At 71.5% G+C, this 15,866-nt stretch carries 14 protein-coding genes; all 14 read left to right on the top strand.

Features of this window, described 5'->3' with window-relative positions:
• The first annotated feature begins 51 nt into the window (after nt 1-51).
• The 14 genes from ACNYS0_RS06750 (at nt 52) to ACNYS0_RS06685 (ending at nt 15,852) form a co-directional block, all read left to right on the top strand.
• Complete coding sequence (locus ACNYS0_RS06750; RefSeq protein ID WP_422471754.1) at nt 52-1,869, top strand: phage tail sheath family protein; 1,818 nt, start codon at nt 52-54, stop codon at nt 1,867-1,869.
• Nucleotides 1,870-1,879: 10 nt separating this feature from the next.
• Nucleotides 1,880-4,261 carry a hypothetical protein gene (locus ACNYS0_RS06745; protein ID WP_422471753.1) on the top strand — a complete coding sequence of 794 codons (2,382 nt, stop codon included), beginning with the start codon at nt 1,880-1,882 and terminating at the stop codon, nt 4,259-4,261.
• Nucleotides 4,262-4,281: 20 nt separating this feature from the next.
• The gene (locus tag ACNYS0_RS06740; protein WP_422471752.1) at nt 4,282-4,743 is read left to right on the top strand and encodes a phage tail protein; all 462 of its coding nucleotides are present in this window, start codon (nt 4,282-4,284) and stop codon (nt 4,741-4,743) included.
• Nucleotides 4,743-5,516, top strand: a complete 774-nt coding sequence (locus tag ACNYS0_RS06735) for a T4 family baseplate hub assembly chaperone (protein WP_422471751.1) — start codon at nt 4,743-4,745, stop codon at nt 5,514-5,516. Before ACNYS0_RS06740 ends, ACNYS0_RS06735 begins: the two co-directional genes overlap by 1 nt.
• On the top strand, nt 5,450-5,683 hold the full coding sequence (locus tag ACNYS0_RS06730; RefSeq protein ID WP_422482482.1) for a DUF6760 family protein: 234 nt from the start codon (nt 5,450-5,452) through the stop codon (nt 5,681-5,683). The genes ACNYS0_RS06735 and ACNYS0_RS06730 overlap by 67 nt, the downstream gene beginning before the upstream one ends.
• Nucleotides 5,684-5,759: 76 nt before the next feature.
• A complete protein-coding gene (locus ACNYS0_RS06725) occupies nt 5,760-7,736 on the top strand; it encodes a hypothetical protein (protein ID WP_422471750.1) in 1,977 nt (658 codons plus the stop codon).
• Nucleotides 7,737-7,766: 30 nt separating this feature from the next.
• Nucleotides 7,767-8,336 carry a CIS tube protein gene (locus ACNYS0_RS06720; protein WP_422471749.1) on the top strand — a complete coding sequence of 190 codons (570 nt, stop codon included), beginning with the start codon at nt 7,767-7,769 and terminating at the stop codon, nt 8,334-8,336.
• Entirely contained in the window at nt 8,336-8,647 is a 312-nt protein-coding gene (locus ACNYS0_RS06715; RefSeq protein ID WP_422471748.1) for a LysM peptidoglycan-binding domain-containing protein, read from the top strand. Before ACNYS0_RS06720 ends, ACNYS0_RS06715 begins: the two co-directional genes overlap by 1 nt.
• Nucleotides 8,648-9,775: a phage late control D family protein gene (locus ACNYS0_RS06710; protein WP_422471747.1), complete on the top strand. Its 1,128-nt coding sequence runs from the start codon at nt 8,648-8,650 to the stop codon at nt 9,773-9,775.
• Between the two features lie 25 nt (nt 9,776-9,800).
• On the top strand, nt 9,801-10,490 hold the full coding sequence (locus ACNYS0_RS06705; RefSeq protein ID WP_422471746.1) for a phage baseplate assembly protein V: 690 nt from the start codon (nt 9,801-9,803) through the stop codon (nt 10,488-10,490).
• A gap of 10 nt (nt 10,491-10,500) precedes the next feature.
• Complete coding sequence (locus tag ACNYS0_RS06700) at nt 10,501-10,902, top strand: hypothetical protein (RefSeq protein WP_422471745.1); 402 nt, start codon at nt 10,501-10,503, stop codon at nt 10,900-10,902.
• Nucleotides 10,899-11,270, top strand: a complete 372-nt coding sequence (locus ACNYS0_RS06695; RefSeq protein ID WP_422471744.1) for a GPW/gp25 family protein — start codon at nt 10,899-10,901, stop codon at nt 11,268-11,270. Before ACNYS0_RS06700 ends, ACNYS0_RS06695 begins: the two co-directional genes overlap by 4 nt.
• Nucleotides 11,267-12,760 carry a baseplate J/gp47 family protein gene (locus tag ACNYS0_RS06690; RefSeq protein ID WP_422471743.1) on the top strand — a complete coding sequence of 498 codons (1,494 nt, stop codon included), beginning with the start codon at nt 11,267-11,269 and terminating at the stop codon, nt 12,758-12,760. Before ACNYS0_RS06695 ends, ACNYS0_RS06690 begins: the two co-directional genes overlap by 4 nt.
• Nucleotides 12,757-15,852, top strand: a complete 3,096-nt coding sequence (locus ACNYS0_RS06685) for a phage tail protein (RefSeq protein WP_422471742.1) — start codon at nt 12,757-12,759, stop codon at nt 15,850-15,852. Before ACNYS0_RS06690 ends, ACNYS0_RS06685 begins: the two co-directional genes overlap by 4 nt.
• Nucleotides 15,853-15,866: the final 14 nt, after the last annotated feature.

Genomic DNA, 15,866 nt, shown 5'->3' with positions numbered 1-15,866 from the left:
CATGAAGGGGCCGCAGCCCAACCGGCTGTCGCCAGAAGGGAACGCGTAGCGATGCCGCTCCAGGTAGGGGTCAACGTCACCGAGGTCGACGGTCGGGCCGGCCCCGTCCTCCAGGCCGCGCCGACATCGGTGGCGGCATTCGTCGGACGCACCAAGAGGGGTGTGCCGAACCAGGCCGTACGCGTGACGAACCTCGACCAGTTCGCCGCCAGGTTCGGCGGCCACCATCCCGACGGCCATCTCCCGCACGCGGTCACGGGGTTCTTCCTGAACGGCGGCCGCGAAGCGCACGTCGTCCGCGTCACCGGCGCCGGCAGCGTCGCCGCCGGTGTGGTCCTCAAGGACCGCGCGGGCACCCCCGCCGCCACCCTTCGCGTCACCGCCGGATACCGCGGCGCCGCCGACCCCGGAGTATGGGCACACGCGCTGCGCCTCGACGTACGCGACGACCCCAGGGCGAGTACGACCGTGAGCGCGGCGGCCACCGCCACGGCGACGACGCTCCAGCTCGGCTCCACCTCCGGCATCGGCGTCGGCAGCGTCCTGCGCATCGCCTCCACGACCACACTCTTCCGCCTCGTCACCGCCGTCGACCGGGCGAGCCGCACGGTCACCACCAGTACGGCCACCGGTGAGGCCGTCGCCGCGGGCGTGGCCGTCACCAGCGCCGAGTTCCGCCTGATCGTGCGTCAGCAGGACGCCACTACCGGAGCGTTCAACGTCGTCGAGACCTGGCAGAACCTGTCGATGCAGACCGGCACCTCCGACTACGCCGTCGACCGCCTCAACCACCCGGTCACCGGCTCCAGTTGGGTCATGGCCACCGACCTGTCGACCGCCGCGCCCGGCGTGGACGTCCCCGGCGTCGTCAGCGGCGTCGCGCTCGGCGGCGGCAGCGAGACCGCGGCCGCGGCGGGCGACCTCGTCGGCGACACCGCGGCCCGCACCGGCCTGCACGCGCTGGACACCGAGGCCGTGCAACTCCTGTCCGTGCCCGACGCGCACCTGCTCGCCCCGGCAGGACGGGCCCTGGTGACCAGAGGAGCGCTCGACTACGCCGCCGCCCGCGGCGACTGCATGTACGTCGGCTCGGCGCCCGACCGCGGCGCGCCCGCGAACGTCGTCCCCAAGACACCCTCGGACTACAACGAGACCGTCGCCCACTACACCGAGACCATCAAGACGTACGCGGCCCAGTTCCAGGCCGCGAAGGTCTACGGCGCCCTGTACGCACCGTGGATCCTGGTCGCCGACCCGGCGGGCGTGGGCCCGGCGCCGGTGCGGTTCGTACCGCCCGACGGGCACGTCATGGGTGTGTACGCGCGCACCGAGCAGGAACGCGGCATCCACAAGGCACCCGCGGGCGACGCCGCGACGGTCCGCGGGGCGCTGTCGCTCGCCGCCGGGTTCAGCGGCGGCGAGCACGACGACCTCGTCCGCAACGGCCGCACCAACGGCATCCTGTCGCCCGGTGGACGGGCCCCCGCGGTCGCCGCGAGCCGGACCCTGTCGACCGACACACGCTGGCAGTTCGTGAACGTCCGCCTGCTGTTCAACTTCGTCAAGTCGACGCTGCGGGACGGCCTGCGCTTCGTACGGCAGGAGCCGCACACCGACGCGCTGCGCAAGATGGTGCGCTTCAACGTGATCACGCCGTTCCTGCTGGGCCTTTGGCGGCAGGGCGCGTTCGGCTCGGACCCGGCCGAGCAGGTCTTCACCGTCAAGTGCGACGCGGAGAACAACCCGCCCGCCGATGTGGACCTGGGCCTGTTCAAGGTGGAGGTCTACTTCTTCCCGGTCAGGCCGGCCGAGACCGTCCACATCATCGTCGGCCAGCAGCCCGGCGGCGGCTCCGCCGCGGAAGGCTAGGAGCACGCAGATGACCATCAACCTCGGTGTCACCGTCGTGGAGGTGGACGGCAGGTCCGCGCCGACGATCACGCCCGTACCCACCTCCGTCGCGGGGCTGCTCGTCCGCAGTCGGCGCGGCGCTCCGGACCGGGCCGTCCACGTCCGGGGCTTCGCCGACTTCGTCTCCGTCTTCGGCGGCTACCTGCCGGGCGCCTACGGGGCGCACGCAGTGCGCGGCTTCTTCGACAACGGCGGCTCGGACGCGTTCGTCGTGCGCGTCGTCGGCGCCGGGGCGACGGCCGCCGGCATCACCGTCAACGACCAGGCGGCGACGCCCGTGGCCACCCTGCGCCTGTCGGCCGGAGCCAGGGGAACGCCCGACCCCGGCGCGTGGGGCAACGACCTCGCCGTCACCGTCGAACCGCATCCGCTGGGGCGGGCCACCGTCCCCGCGCAGGCCGTCGGCGCCGCCGCCGAGCCGTTCGCGCTCACCGACGGCGCCACCGCGACGTTCACCGTCACCACGCGCGGCGTCGACCAGGCCGCGACGGTGACGTTCCGCACCGCCGACTTCGCCACCATCGGCGCGGCCTCGGCGCAGGAAGTGGCCGCGGCCGTCAACCGGCAGACCACCGCCGTACGTGCCGCGGTCACCCCGGCGGGGAACCTGGCCGTCGCCGCGGTCACCACCGACGCGCGGGCCTGGTCGCGGCTCGCCGTCGCCGCCCCGGCGAGCCTCGGCTTCACCGGCGCGAACGCCAACAGCGACGCGGCGCTTCCGGCCGGCGGCACCGTCGCGGCGCTCTCCTCGGCGAGCGGCTTCCGGATCGGCTCGGCCGCCCGCTTCGCGGTACGCGGCCATGTCATCGGCACCGCCGCGGTCGCCGCCACCGTCGCCGACGGCTCCGGGATCCTGGTGACACCGGGCGGCGCGAGCGGCGAGACGATCGTCTTCCACGACACGGACTTCGCCAACCCCGCGGCCGTCACCGTCGCCGAGGTCGCCGCCGCCGTGAACCGGCAGTCGGTCAACTTCAGCGCCGAGATCACGCACAACAACCGGCTCGCGCTGCTGTCCGACACCGACGGGGCGGGCTCCTCCATCGCCGTCGCCGCACCGGCCGTCGGCGGCGACGCCCGCGCCGCCCTGGGCCTGACCGGTGCCACGCCGGTCGTCGGTTCCCAGGCCTTCCGGGCCCTGACCGCGGCTTCGGAGACCTTCCGCCTCATCTCCTGGGGACCGGCCCCCGCGTTCCCGGCGATGCCCGCGGCCGCTACCCGGATCTCCACCGTCGAGTTCGACCTGATCGTCCGCAGCGGCGGCGCGGAGGTCGAACGCTTCGGCCCGGTCAGCATGGTCGACAGCCACGACTCGTACGTCGAGGCGGTCGTCAACGACCCACAGCGCGGCTCGGCGTTCCTGGTCGCCACCGACCTCGACAGCACCTCGGGCGTCGGCGTCGACGCACCCACGCCCGGGACCTACACCCTGGTCGGAGGCGCCGACGGCGCCGACCCGGCCGACACCGCGTACCTCGGCGACCCCGCCCTGCGCACCGGTCTCGAAGCGCTCAACGACGCCCCGATCAGCCTCCTTTCCATCCCCGAGTCCACCTCGGTGGGCGTGGCCGCGGGCGCCCTCGCGTACTGCGAACGCCGTGGCGACGCGATGTTCGTCGGCACCGTCCCGTACGGCTTCGGCCGTGAGGGGGCGAAGACCTACGCGGCGGGCCTGCGCGGGCGGAAGGTGTTCGGCGCGCTGTACGCGCCGTGGATCCAGGTCGTCAACCCGGACCCGGTCGCCGCCGCCGTCCAGCCCCTGGTGTGGATTCCGCCGGTCGGCCAAGTCCTCGGTGTGTACGCGCGGATCGCCGACGCACGTGGTGTGTGGAAGGCGCCGGCGGGCGACGAGGCGCGGATCAACGACGCGCTCGGCGTCGAGTACGACATGACCGACGCCGACCACACCGATCTGGTGCGGGCCGGTGGCGTCAACGGCATCCGCGCCCTGCCGGGCGCCGGGATCGTCGTCGACGCGTCCAGGACCCTGTCGACCGACACCCGCTGGCTCTTCGTCAATGTGCGCAGGCTCTTCGACTTCGTCAAGGCGAGCCTGCGCGACGGGCTGCGGTTCGTGGTCCAGGAACCCCATGACGACAAGCTGCGCAAGATGGTGCGCTTCAACGTCGTCACACCGTTCCTGCTGGGCCTTTGGCGCCAGGGCGCGTTCGGCTCGGACCCGGCCGAGCAGGTGTTCACCGTCAAGTGCGACGCCGAGAACAACCCACCGCAGGACGTCGCGAACGGCCTGTTCACGCTCGAGGTGTTCTTCTTCCCGACCAAACCGGCGGAGGCGATCCTCGTCGTCGTCGGCCAGCAGGACAGCGGTGCGTCTGCCGCCGAGGCATAGGCAGGAAAGGCAGGAGCGAGATGGCAGAGCTGACCTTCCAGGAGTCGTACCGCACACACGGCTTTCTCGTGGAGATCGAAGGAACGCAGTGCCCGGTCACCAAGGTGACCGGCCTCAACGAAGGCATGACCGACGTGATCGAGCAGCCCGACGGCGGCTCACCGACGGTGCACAAGATCTCCAGCGGGATCATCAAGTTCGACACGCTGGTCATCGAGCGCAACATGGACGGCAGCCGCTTCGACGGCTTCTTCAAGGACTGGTTCGCCGAGATGTTCCAGCTCAACGGGGCGACCGGGAATTCGTCGGTGCGCCGCAACGGCGCCGTCCTCAAGCTGGAGAACGACGAGGAGGTGCTGCGCTTCGCCTTCTACGGAGCGTGGATCAAGTCGTCGAAGTTCGCCGACCTCGAAGCCGCATCGACGAACCTGTTCAAGCAGACCATCGAGCTGGAGCACGAGGGCCTGGAGCGGGTGGCGTGATGACCGAGCCACGCCGCCGCGAGTTCGAGTTCGAGCTGCCGATGGGGTACGAGGACCAGGACGGCCGCGTGCACAGGACCGCCGTCCTGCGCAAGATGACGGGACGCGACGAGGCCGTCATGGCGGACAAGCGCTACCGCACCAACGGCGCCAAGATGATCACCGAGCTGATTGGCAACTGCCTCGTCCGGCTGGGCGAGTTGGATGCCCCGGGACCGCAGGTCGTCCAACGTCTCTTCTCCGCCGACCGGCACTTCCTCCTCGTACGGCTTCGGGAGATCACGTTCGGATCGCGGATGCGGGCGACGTACTCGTGCGCCGCGTGCCACGAGGCGACCGAACGCACCGAGGATCTCGCCGAGTTGGAGGTGGTCCGCCTGGAGGACGGCGAACCGCCGCAGGACATGGTCGTACGGCTGGAGGACGGGTACGTCGACCGGGCCGGGAACGTCTACGACAGCATGGTGTTCCGCTACCCGGTCGGGACGGACGAGGAGCGGATCGCCTCCCAGGCGCGGGAGAACGTGTCACGCGGGAAGAACGCGCTGCTCGCCCGCTGCCTGCGGGAGATGGGCGACATGCCCAAAGCGAAGGTGGAGGCGCTCGGTTCGTCGGTGTTCGTCGACCTCACCCTCGCCGACCGGGCCCTCATCGACCACGCCATGAACAACGGCGGGCCGGGCATCAAGCTGCGCCGCACGATCACCTGCGAGGGCTGCGGCCGGGACTACGAGGCCTCCTTGGACATGTCGAATTTCTTGGCGGCTTCGTAGGAGAGGAGGAGCGCCTGCGCGGCGAGGTCTTCTTCCTCGCCTACCACCTGCACTGGTCCCACGACGACATCCTCGCCCTGCCGACCGAGGACCGCTGGTACTACGCACGGCGGCTGTCCGAGCAGTTGCAGGAGGAACGCGCGGCGGTCGAGAAGGCCGCCAAATGAGCCACGCGGCCCGACCTTTGACCGCACCCGATGACCGCACCCGATGACCGCGTCCGAACCATGGGAGCTCGACCGTATGGAACTTGAGGGCCTGTTGGCCGCGATCGGCCAACTGCAGGAGCTGGTGCGCCAACAGGGCGTCGCCTCCGGCGAGATCCCTCATGTCCTCACGCAGCTCCAGCAGTTCGTCCAGGCCAAGCTCGACGGCCAGGAGGCGCAGCTGGAGCAGAAGCTCCGGATCACGATCACCGAGAACCAGGGCCTGATCATCGGACACATCACCGAGACGACCCGAGAGATGCAACGCGTCATCGACGTGGCGAACCACTCGCTCGCCGAGAACGTGGAGACCAAGACCACCACGGCCGCGAACCGCCTGTTCGACCAGCAGCAGGTCATGCGCGACGTGATCGTGAACGCGGTCGGCGGCCGCACCAGCACCGTGCAGGCCGAGTCCGTGCAGCTCACCCCCGACGTCGTGGCCCGCCTCGAAGGCCAGCTGAGCGGCCTGTTCCGGCGCATGATCGACGAGCGGTTCTCGCCGATGCTGCTGGTGGAGGGGTTCGAACGGCTGCGGTTCCAGGACACCGTGGGCCGGGTCTTCGAGCCGGCGATCCGGTGGCTGTTCGGCCCCGACGGACCGATCGCGGTGGTCGCGCTCGAAGCGGCCTCGCACAGCCCGAACTTCCACCCTGCGATGGAAGTGCTCTTCGGGCCGAGCGGAAAGATGGCCGACGCCGCCACGGAAGCGGCGGGAGGCGTGAACCTCACGCCTGCCGTGGCAAACCTCGAAGCGAAGGTCGAGCAGGGTGTCACCGGGGCGCTCGACAAGGCCGGGACCGCGGCCGCGGAGCACGGGGCGAAGGTGCTCGGCGAGAAGGTCTCGGCCGGCGCCACCGCACTCGGCACCGCCATGACGGCGATCCCGCAGCTCTACAGCTCGGTCACCGCGCTCGGCGAGGCCTGGAACAAGCCGCTCACATCCACCAAGGACTACATGGACCTGCTCGCCGCGGCCGGCGGCGTGGTCAGCCAGGCCGGGCAGGTGCTCCAGGCGTTCGCCGGAATCACCCAGATCGCGGCCGCCGCGCAGGCGGTGTTCAACGCGGTGATGGCGCTGAACCCGGTGGTCCTCGTCGTGATCGCGGTCATCGCCCTGATCGCGGCGATCACCCTCCTCATCGTCTACTGGGACCAGGTCAAGGCGGCGCTGCGGGACAACCCGTGGCTGGCCGTCGCCGCGTCCCTGCTGGGGATCATCGGCATCATCGTCGTGATCATCGCCTACTGGGACGAGATCAAGCTCGCCGTGCTGCGGGCCGCGAACTTCATCAGCGTCCAGGCCCAGCGGATCGGCCTGTTCTTCGTCGGCGTCGGCACGGTCGTCGGCCAGGTGTGGGACGTCGTCACGGCGTCGGTCGCCAACGTCGGCATCTCCATCCTGAACGCGTTCATCACGGCGGGCGTGGCCGTCCAGAACTTCTTCATCGGGGTCATCAACTGGGTCCTGGAGCAGTACAACAAGCTGGCGGACAGCGTGGTCGGCGATCTGGTCGGCCTCGAACACGCCGACCTCGTCCCGGAGGTCGCCGTCGAGACGAAACTGATCCCGCCGCGCGAGGTGCCCACCATCGACGTCAACGCCGCCTTCGCGACCGGCCAGGTCACCGGCGGCCTGGAGACACAGATCGCCGCGCAGGAAAAGGTCGTGGCGCAGGCCCAGCAGGAGGACCAGCGGCGCAGGGCAGGGGCCGCCGCCCCGCCACCCGCCACGGCGCCGACCGCACTCGCCGCGCCCGCCGGACTCCCGGCCCTGCCAGCCGCCGGTGTCCGCCCCGAACTGCCGACCGGGGCCGCGGCGGCCGCCCCGGCAGGCTCCGTCGACCAGTCCGTCCACGTGGAGGGCGGCATCACGGTCAACGTCAACGCGGAGCGCCTGGAGGCGGATTCGGCGGCGCTGCTCAGCGACGACATCATCGCCCAGCTCCAGCAACGACTCGGCGCCCTGCGGTCCGAACAGGACTTCCGCACCGGCGCCCGGCCAACGGTGTAGGGGGATCGACATGGGGGAGGTGAGGGCATCGTGCTGCTGCGCAACCCGGTCCGCGGATTCCTGGTGAGCGTGGGGCTCGTCCCGGAGATCCTGGTCAAGTTCCAGTACAACCCGACGCAGGTGACGGACAAGCGGTCGGTGAGCTACGCGACGCTCGGCGCGCCCGGCATGCTGATGCCCGTCAAGCAGTACAGCGCGGGCGGAGAGCGCACGCTGTCGTTCACCGTCATGATCGACGGCCTGTTCAAGGGGCCGGCCGACGACGACATCGACATCGCCCGCGACGAACGCGGTGGCATCGCGCCCGAACTCAACAAGTACCGCGCCTTCACGTACCCGCGGACCGACCGCTGGCAGGACGCGAACGGCATGCCGGACGGCTTCACCGGCCTGTTCGCCGGTGCCGAGCCGGTGTTCACCGCGCCGCCCGCCTGCCGCTTCGCCTTCGGGGAGCGCGTCGTCGACTGCGTGGTCACCGACCTTCAGATCACCGAGAAGCTCTACGGCCCCGAACTCGACCCGGTGCGCGCCGAGGTCCAGGTCACCTGCGTGGAGCTCACCCCGTACAACCCCGACGCCGCGGCCGGAGGTCTCATCTGATGCCAGTGCCACGAGGGTCCCGGTTCACCGGCCTTCCCGTCTTCGAGGTCACCGCCCCCGACGGCACCCGCCGCCACGTCGTGGGCCTGCGCCTGACCGGCACGGACCCCGCCGGCGAGCGGACACACCAGGTGCGCCAGGGCGAGGCGGTGGACCTCATCGCCCGCCGCACCCTCGGCGACGAGCAGCTGTGGTGGCGGCTCCTCGACGTCAACCCGCTGCGGTATCCGCTCGACCTGACACCCGGCGAGCAGTTGCGGCTGCCCGAACCCGGCCAGGTGACCCGCGCCAACCGGGCGAGGAGCTTCTAGATGGCCACGCCGGGACTGCCACCCAGGGTGCCGTACTTCCACGTCGTCATCGGGGACCAGGACATCACACCGTGGGTGTCCTCGGTGCAGGTCGTCGAGGACGACCGGATGGCCGACAGCATGACACTGACGGTCGACGACCCCCGGATGATCTACGCGGACGCGCTCATGGAGGGCAGCGTCGCCGAGATCGACCTCGGCTACGCGGAGCCGGACCAACACGCCCTCGTACTCAAGGCGTTGATAACCAAGGTCGAGCTGTCCTACCCCGAGAACGGCGTCCCGCAGCTCAAGATCAAGGGCGAGGACAAGTCCATCGAGATGGGCCTCGTCGAGCAGAAGAAGAACTGGACGAGGACGACCGTCAACGCGCTCGTCAAGAAGATAGGGCAGCCGTACCGCTTCGCCGACATCGTCGCCAACCTCAGCCCGGACCCCAAGGTGACACGGGAGAACCAGGACGCGAGGACGGACCTTGCCTTTCTCCAGGACCTCGCGAAGAAGTACCAGGCCAAGTGCTTCGTCGAACTCGACGAGAAGGGCCGGGAGGTCCTGTACTTCATCCCCGACCGGCGCATCCTGCACCTCAACCGCGCCGACAAGCTCGTCCTGCGCTACCGGCAGGGCGTCGGCAGCAACCTGCTGTCCTTCACCCCGAGTTTCGACGCGAGCTACATCGACCGGGTCAAGGAGGTCCACGACATCGACGAGGGCGGGCAACAGGTGAACACCCCGCAGCCACCGCCGGTGGACGTCTTCATCTGGGAGCTCGCCCGTGATGTGTCGAGTCGAGCCAACCGCGCCGACCTGGCCCGTATCGAGGCGCTGTACCAAGTGAGCAAACGGGCCAGGGAGAAGCTGCAACGGGAACTGGCCAAGCCCAAACCGAAGACGGGCGCGGTCGCGGGCACCCAGCAGCAACTCGACGACAAGGCAGGCGCGTTGGAGTCCCGGCGCCTCGGCATGTCGGCGAGCGGCACGACCGTCGGCTCGATCTGGATGCGGGCCAAGTGCAACGTCACCATCGCCGGGGTGCACGAGCGTTTCGCGGGCGACTGGTACCTCACCAGCGTCACGCACACGCTCGACACCTCCGGCTACAAGACCGACTTCAAGGCCGTGCGGTGAGAGAGCCGTGCGCTGAGGGGGAGTTGTGGCAGATCAGTACTTCGGCAAGTACAGCGCCACCGTCGAGGACAACCGCGACGCGGACAAGCTGGGAATCCTCCAGGTGTCCGTGCCGACGATCTTCCCGCCCGACGAACTGGTGCCCGCCCGCGCCGCGTTGCCGTACGGAATGTTCTTCGTCCCGGAGAACGGCACCCACATCTGGGTGGAGTTCGAGGGCGGCGACACCGCGTTCCCGCTGTGGACCGGGGTGCAGCACATCGCGGGCACCTTCGCGCCCGAGGCGGCCAAGAACCCGCCGACCGTCCGCGCGTTCAGGACGCCGACCGGACATCTGCTCGTCTTCGACGACACCTCCGGCAGCGAGTCCGTCGTCCTCACCGACGGCGCTCACACGCACACGCTGACCTTCGACAAGAACGGCGTCACCCTCACCGACGGCACCAACAAGCACGTCATCGAGCTGACCTCCAGTGCCGTGAACATCAAGCACGGCAAGGGAGTCGCCAAGGTGACGCTGGAAGCGGCGGCGGTCAAGGCCGAGGCCGGTGCGTCCACGCTCGAGCTCAGTGCCTCGATGGCGAAGGTCGACGGCCCGACAGTGGTGCTGGGCGCGGGCACACAGCCGGTGCTGCACGCCACCGACCAGGGCCTCGGCAACCTCGGCGCGCCCGTGCCGATCCCTGTCAGCACACAGTTCAAGGTCAGGGCGTGAGAGGGCGGTCATGGGCCTGGGACCGGACGGGACGACCTGCGCCACCGAACTGCGCGAGGCGATGCGCGCACGCCTCGACGCGCTCACCCCGCCCGCGGGGAAGAACGTCGACAGCGACGAGGTACGGCCCAACTTCGACGCGCTCGGCCGGGCCGTCCACCGCATCCTCACCGTCGACGCCGAGACGATCAGCACCGCGGGCCAGGATGCGACGTTCTGGAGGCTCCTGACCGACCTCCGCGACGAGGTCGAGCAACTGCGCGCGTTCGACGCCGGCGTGAAGGCCGCCTTCGCCGTCTGGGATCCGGCCCTCCCCTCAAGCGGCGCCACCCTGAAGTCCACGATCGCGGGGCTCACCGTCCCCTCCGCCACTCCGGCCGCCCCGGACAGCCTGAAAGGCGAGCTGCGATGACCACGCTCCGGGGAATGTCCATGCCGTTCCGGATCGAGGGCGGCCACGTACGGCAGAGCACAGGAGCCGACAAGGTCGCCGACGACCTGCGCCACCTGCTCTCCACCCGGCTCGGCGAACGGCTGCTGCGCCGCACGTACGGCGGCGGCGTCCAGCACCGGCTCCAGCAGCCGAACGACCACACCCTGCGCACCCTGATCCGGCACGAGATCGAGCAGGCACTGCGCGCCCACCTGCCGCTGGCCCGGCTCACCAGCCCGGTCCGCCTGACCCACGACGAGTCCGAACTCACCGTCGCCTTCGACTACGTCATCGACTCCCACGCGGTGGCGCAGCACGTGGCCCTCACCCTTCCGAGGCCGACATGAGCGAGGTGCGCGGGCTCCCCATCGACTACACCAACCTCGGCTACGACGCGCTGCGCGAGTCGATGCTCGCCATCGCCCGCCAGACCCTGCCCGAGTGGACCGACCAGACCGAGAACGACCTCGGCGTGCTGCTGATCGAACTGTTCGCGTACGCCAGCGACATCACGCTCTACTACCAGTCCCGGATCGCCTCCCAGCTGTTCCCGGCGACCAGCGACGAACCCGAGTCCCTCGTTCAACTGCTGCGCCTGCTCGGCTACGAGCTGCGTCCCGCGCCGCCCGCGACGGCCGAGTTCGCCGTCGCCGTGGACGCCGCGCAGGCGCTGCCGCTGACCGTCCCCGCCGGCACCGTGTTCCTGGCCCAGACCGGCACCGACGACCGTGTGCAGTTCGAGTCCGTCCGCGACACCACCCTCACCAGCGACGTCCTCGGGCCCACGATCGAGGAGAACCTGCGCTGGTTCCTGCCGGTCAGCGCCGTCGAGGGCAGCACCGTGAGCAACGAGCTGATCGGCACCTCCGACGGCAGCCCCAACCAGCTGCACGCCCTCGGCCGGCACCCCGTCATCGCCGGCTCGATCACCGCCACCGTCACCGGGCCCGGCGGCACCACGCTCTGGCACGAGATACGGACGCTCGCCCTCGCCGGGCCCGTACAGCGGTCCTTCATGGTCCAGCGCGGCGCCGACGGCACCGTGACGCTGCTGTTCGGCGACGGCGTCAACGGCGCGATCCCGCCCAAGGGCAGCGGCCTCGACCAGGTCGAGGTGCACGCCACCTACCGCGTCGGCGGCGGCCCGCAGGGCAACGTCCCGCCGGGGACCGCGTTCACCTCCTCGATCAGCGCCCTGCGCAAGATCGTCGCGCCGGCCGGCGGCAGCGGAGGCGCGGCCGGCGAGACCGTCGTGGGCGCACGCGATCTCGCGCCGCGCCTCTACCGCGCCCAGAACCGCGCCGTCACCACCGACGACTACGTCGAACTCGCGCTGCGCACACCGGGTGTCGGCAAGGCCCGCGCGGTCGCCCTCAACTGGAACGACGTCGTGCTGTACGTGGCACCCAGCGGGAGGGTCGAACAGCCCTCGGAACTGCTGCGCCGCGACCTGCTCGCCGCGTTCGAGTCCTCGCGGATGGCCACCAGTGTGCTGCGCGTGCTCGGACCCGAACCGGCGGACATCTTCCTCCAAGCCGTCATCCGCGCCGAGCCGTTCTTCCTCCAGGAGGACGTGCGGGCCGCCGTCACGGCGGCCGCCGCCGGGCTCATCGCGTTCGACGCCATCGACTTCGGCCAGTCCCTCTTCCTCAGCCGCGTCTACGACGTCCTGCAAAGCCTGCCGCAGGTCGCGTCGCTGACCGTCACACAGTTCAGCCGCACCGCCGACGGCGGCGTCGACGCCGACGGTGTCATCGAACTCGAACCGTTCGAACTGGCCAGGCCCGGCTACGCCGAGACGATCCGGCTGGTGATCGAGGGGGGTGTCGCCCGATGACCGCGGCCGCCGTCGAGCCGCGCGCGCCCACCGGCGCGCGGGCCGTGCCGAGCCTGCTCGGCCGGGGCGTGGAGCTCCGCTGGACCAATCCACCGGTCTCCGCCTTCGACGGCGGCTTCCTGGTCGGCGTCCGCGTGGTCCGGCGCGAGCGCATGTTCCCGCTCGACCCGGAGGACGGCGACCTCGTCCACGACGAGTCCGCCCCCATCGTCCAGGACCTCGTCGACACCGGCCTCAGGCCGCTCACCCGCTTCTACTACACGGTGTTCACCTTCGACGGCACGGCGTTCCACACCGGCGCGGGCGCCCGCGCCAGCGCGCTCGCCACCGACGACCACGGGCTCGTCGAACGCCTCTACCGCATGCTCCCCGCCGTCCACCAGCGCGACGACCTCCCGCTGCGCCCCGACGAGGCGCACGCACTCGACCCGGCCGTCCAGGACCGGCTGCGCGCGCTGCCCCCGGAACTGCGCGACGCCGGGCAACTGCGCCGCTACCTGGCCGCCGCGGCCGCACCGCTCGCGCTCATGCGCAGCACCGCCGAGGGCCTGCGCCAACTGCGCGACATCGACCGGACACCGCCCGAGTACCTGCCGCCGATGGCCGAGTTCCTCGACTGGCGCACCGACCACACCCTCCCCGTCTACCTCCAGCGCAACGAGATCCGGGCCGCGCCCACGCTCTACCGCGGCGTCGGCACCGTCCCCAACCTGCGGTCCCTCGTCACCCGTTACACCGGCTGGCAGGTGCGGGTCGTCGAGTACGCGCAGCACATCGCGCGGTCCCACCACGCACCCCAGCAGAACGTGTTCGCGCTGCGGGAGACGGGGGCCGGATGGATGGCCGCGCAGGACGCCGCCGACCTCCTGGGCCTCACCCCGCCGACCGCCGGGACCAGCGTGACCGGCACCGTCCCCGGCCCCTTCGCCCTCGCCCCCGGCATGGAACTCACCGTCAGCACCGACGCGGCGGGACCCGTCACCGCCCGGTTCGCCGCCACCGACGCGGTCGACCTCACCACGGCGACCACGGCCGAGGTCGCCGCCGCCCTCGACCGGCAGTTCCAGGACCTCACCGTGACCGCGTCCGCGAACGGACGGCTCAGGCTCGACGCCCATGCCGGAACGCTCCGCGTGGAACCCGCCGCGACCAGTCTCGTCACGCTCGACAGCGCACCACGCGGCCGCCTCGCCGTCACCCCGACCGGACCCGCCGCCTTCCACGTCTTCCACGCCGTGTCCGACCCCCTCGCCCCCGCCGACGGCCGCGCCGCCCGCCGCGCCGTGTCCGGCCGGCCGTTCCCCCGCCCTCCGGTACCGGGCGAAGTGGGCGCTCCCGCGGGCGGCTTGAGCGACGTGGGTGGCTCGCCGTTCCTGCCCGCCGCACCCGTGGACCGCGTGCACGTCAAGGCATACCGGGGCGGTCAGTGGGGTGACTCGGTGCCGCTGTTCGCCGGTGGGGAACCGGCCGCCGCAGCGTTGCCGCCGGCCGGGGCGGGGCAGCCCGGGCGGATCCTGCTGGCCTGGGTGGAGCAGCCCGGCACGCCCGACGGGCAGGCCCGGTTCGCCATCGGCGTCACCGGCCGGCCCGGCCCTGCCGTGCTCACCGGTGACCGGGGCACGCCGTTCGGCGTCACGCACGGCTCGTACCTGGTGGTGCGCGACGCCGAAGGGCGGCCCCACGGCGCCCAGTTCGCCCGGTCCGACTTCGCCGACCCGGACGCCCCGGGCATCAACGACGTCCTGGCCGTCGTCAACGCCCGGCTCTCCACCGTCGTCACCGCCTCGGCGGCCCCCGGCGGCGCGCTGCGCCTCAGCTCGCTCGGCAGCGGCGGCGACGCCCGGCTGACCGTGGACCTGCCCGCCTCCACGGCGGCGGCCGCCCTCGGCTTCGGCCCGGAGAACTCCGCGGCCACCGGTGACTGGGGCGATCGGATCGAGTGGGGGCCGGTGCGGACCCTGACCGCACTCGCCCCCGGCCGGGTCGCCGACCTCGCCGCCACCGCGGACGGCACCGGGGTCCAACTCGCGTACGCCCGCCACGACGGACAGGCCTGGCAGGTCCGCACCGTACGCTTCGACGGCAGCGCCTGGTCCGGCGACGAGGCGCTCACCGGCGGAGTGCTGTCCAGCCGGGAGCCGAGCCTCGGCCGGGACGCGGACGGCCGGCTCTGGGCGGTGTGGGCGAGGCAGGGCTCCGTCGGCGGCGCCGCCTGGTCACTGCGGCAACGCAGCAAGCCCCCCGGTGGCGCCTGGAGCGCCGAGACCGAGCTGACCCCCGTACCGGCCGACACCACCGGCGGAGACCGCGAACCCGCACTGACCGTCAGGACCGGCCTGGCCCCCCGCGTGTTCTTCCGCTCCGACCGCGGCGGCGGCCCCCACCTGTGGTCGGTCCCCATCGGCGGCACCGCCACAGAGGTCACCACCGGCGCACCCGCCGACACCTGGCCCGCACCCGTCACCGTCGACGGCGGACAGTGGCTCCTCTACCGCAGCGACCGTGGCGTCGATCACGCAGGCGTCGGCTCCGGACCCTTCCAGGGCGCCGGAACGCTCCACCGCCACGCCGGTTCCACGACCGTCGTCCTCTCCCACCTCGACCGGCTGCGGCGCCTCGGCGCCTTCGACGACCTCGTCGCGTACACACCGCACCGGCCGGCCGGCGAGACCGCGGCCGACCCACTGCGCGAGGACGAGGTGTACACCCGCGGAACCGTCGGCCTCCACCTCACCCAGGCGGTCTCCGGCCTCCTCGACGAGAGCATGGCCGACCGCCTCCGCGCGGTGCTGCGCCGCTTCGTCCCGCTCAACGTCCGCACCGTCGTCCGCCTCGCGCCCCGCGCCGAGGTCGAGTTCGTGTACCCCGCCGCGGCCGACCTCGTCGACACCTTCGCCGACAAGCACCCCGACATCGACCGCCTCGGCGTACCCGACGAGACCGCCGCCGTCACGCTGCCCGGCTGGGCCGTCATCGGCAGCGCCCCGCTGTCCACCCCGCCACCCGCCGACCCGAAGGCCACCGGCACCACCGCCGACCCCACCGACCTGACCACCCTGCGCCGGCGCACCCACCAACCACCCCTGACGTGACGCGAAGCGGAGCG

This window comes from Streptomyces anthophorae (assembly GCF_049310305.1).
Classification (GTDB): domain Bacteria; phylum Actinomycetota; class Actinomycetes; order Streptomycetales; family Streptomycetaceae; genus Streptomyces.
This window is presented reverse-complemented; position numbering and strand designations above follow the sequence as displayed.

Excerpts from the sequence above, each read along its gene's own strand:
- ACNYS0_RS06750 (WP_422471754.1), top strand. The coding sequence starts at position 52 with ATGCCGCTCCAGGTAGGGGTCAACGTCACCGAGGTCGACGGTCGGGCC.
- ACNYS0_RS06745 (WP_422471753.1), top strand. The coding sequence starts at position 1,880 with ATGACCATCAACCTCGGTGTCACCGTCGTGGAGGTGGACGGCAGGTCC.
- ACNYS0_RS06740 (WP_422471752.1), top strand. The coding sequence starts at position 4,282 with ATGGCAGAGCTGACCTTCCAGGAGTCGTACCGCACACACGGCTTTCTC.
- ACNYS0_RS06735 (WP_422471751.1), top strand. The coding sequence starts at position 4,743 with ATGACCGAGCCACGCCGCCGCGAGTTCGAGTTCGAGCTGCCGATGGGG.
- ACNYS0_RS06725 (WP_422471750.1), top strand. The coding sequence starts at position 5,760 with ATGGAACTTGAGGGCCTGTTGGCCGCGATCGGCCAACTGCAGGAGCTG.
- ACNYS0_RS06715 (WP_422471748.1), top strand. The coding sequence starts at position 8,336 with ATGCCAGTGCCACGAGGGTCCCGGTTCACCGGCCTTCCCGTCTTCGAG.
- ACNYS0_RS06710 (WP_422471747.1), top strand. The coding sequence starts at position 8,648 with ATGGCCACGCCGGGACTGCCACCCAGGGTGCCGTACTTCCACGTCGTC.
- ACNYS0_RS06700 (WP_422471745.1), top strand. The coding sequence starts at position 10,501 with ATGGGCCTGGGACCGGACGGGACGACCTGCGCCACCGAACTGCGCGAG.
- ACNYS0_RS06695 (WP_422471744.1), top strand. The coding sequence starts at position 10,899 with ATGACCACGCTCCGGGGAATGTCCATGCCGTTCCGGATCGAGGGCGGC.
- ACNYS0_RS06690 (WP_422471743.1), top strand. The coding sequence starts at position 11,267 with ATGAGCGAGGTGCGCGGGCTCCCCATCGACTACACCAACCTCGGCTAC.
- ACNYS0_RS06685 (WP_422471742.1), top strand. The coding sequence starts at position 12,757 with ATGACCGCGGCCGCCGTCGAGCCGCGCGCGCCCACCGGCGCGCGGGCC.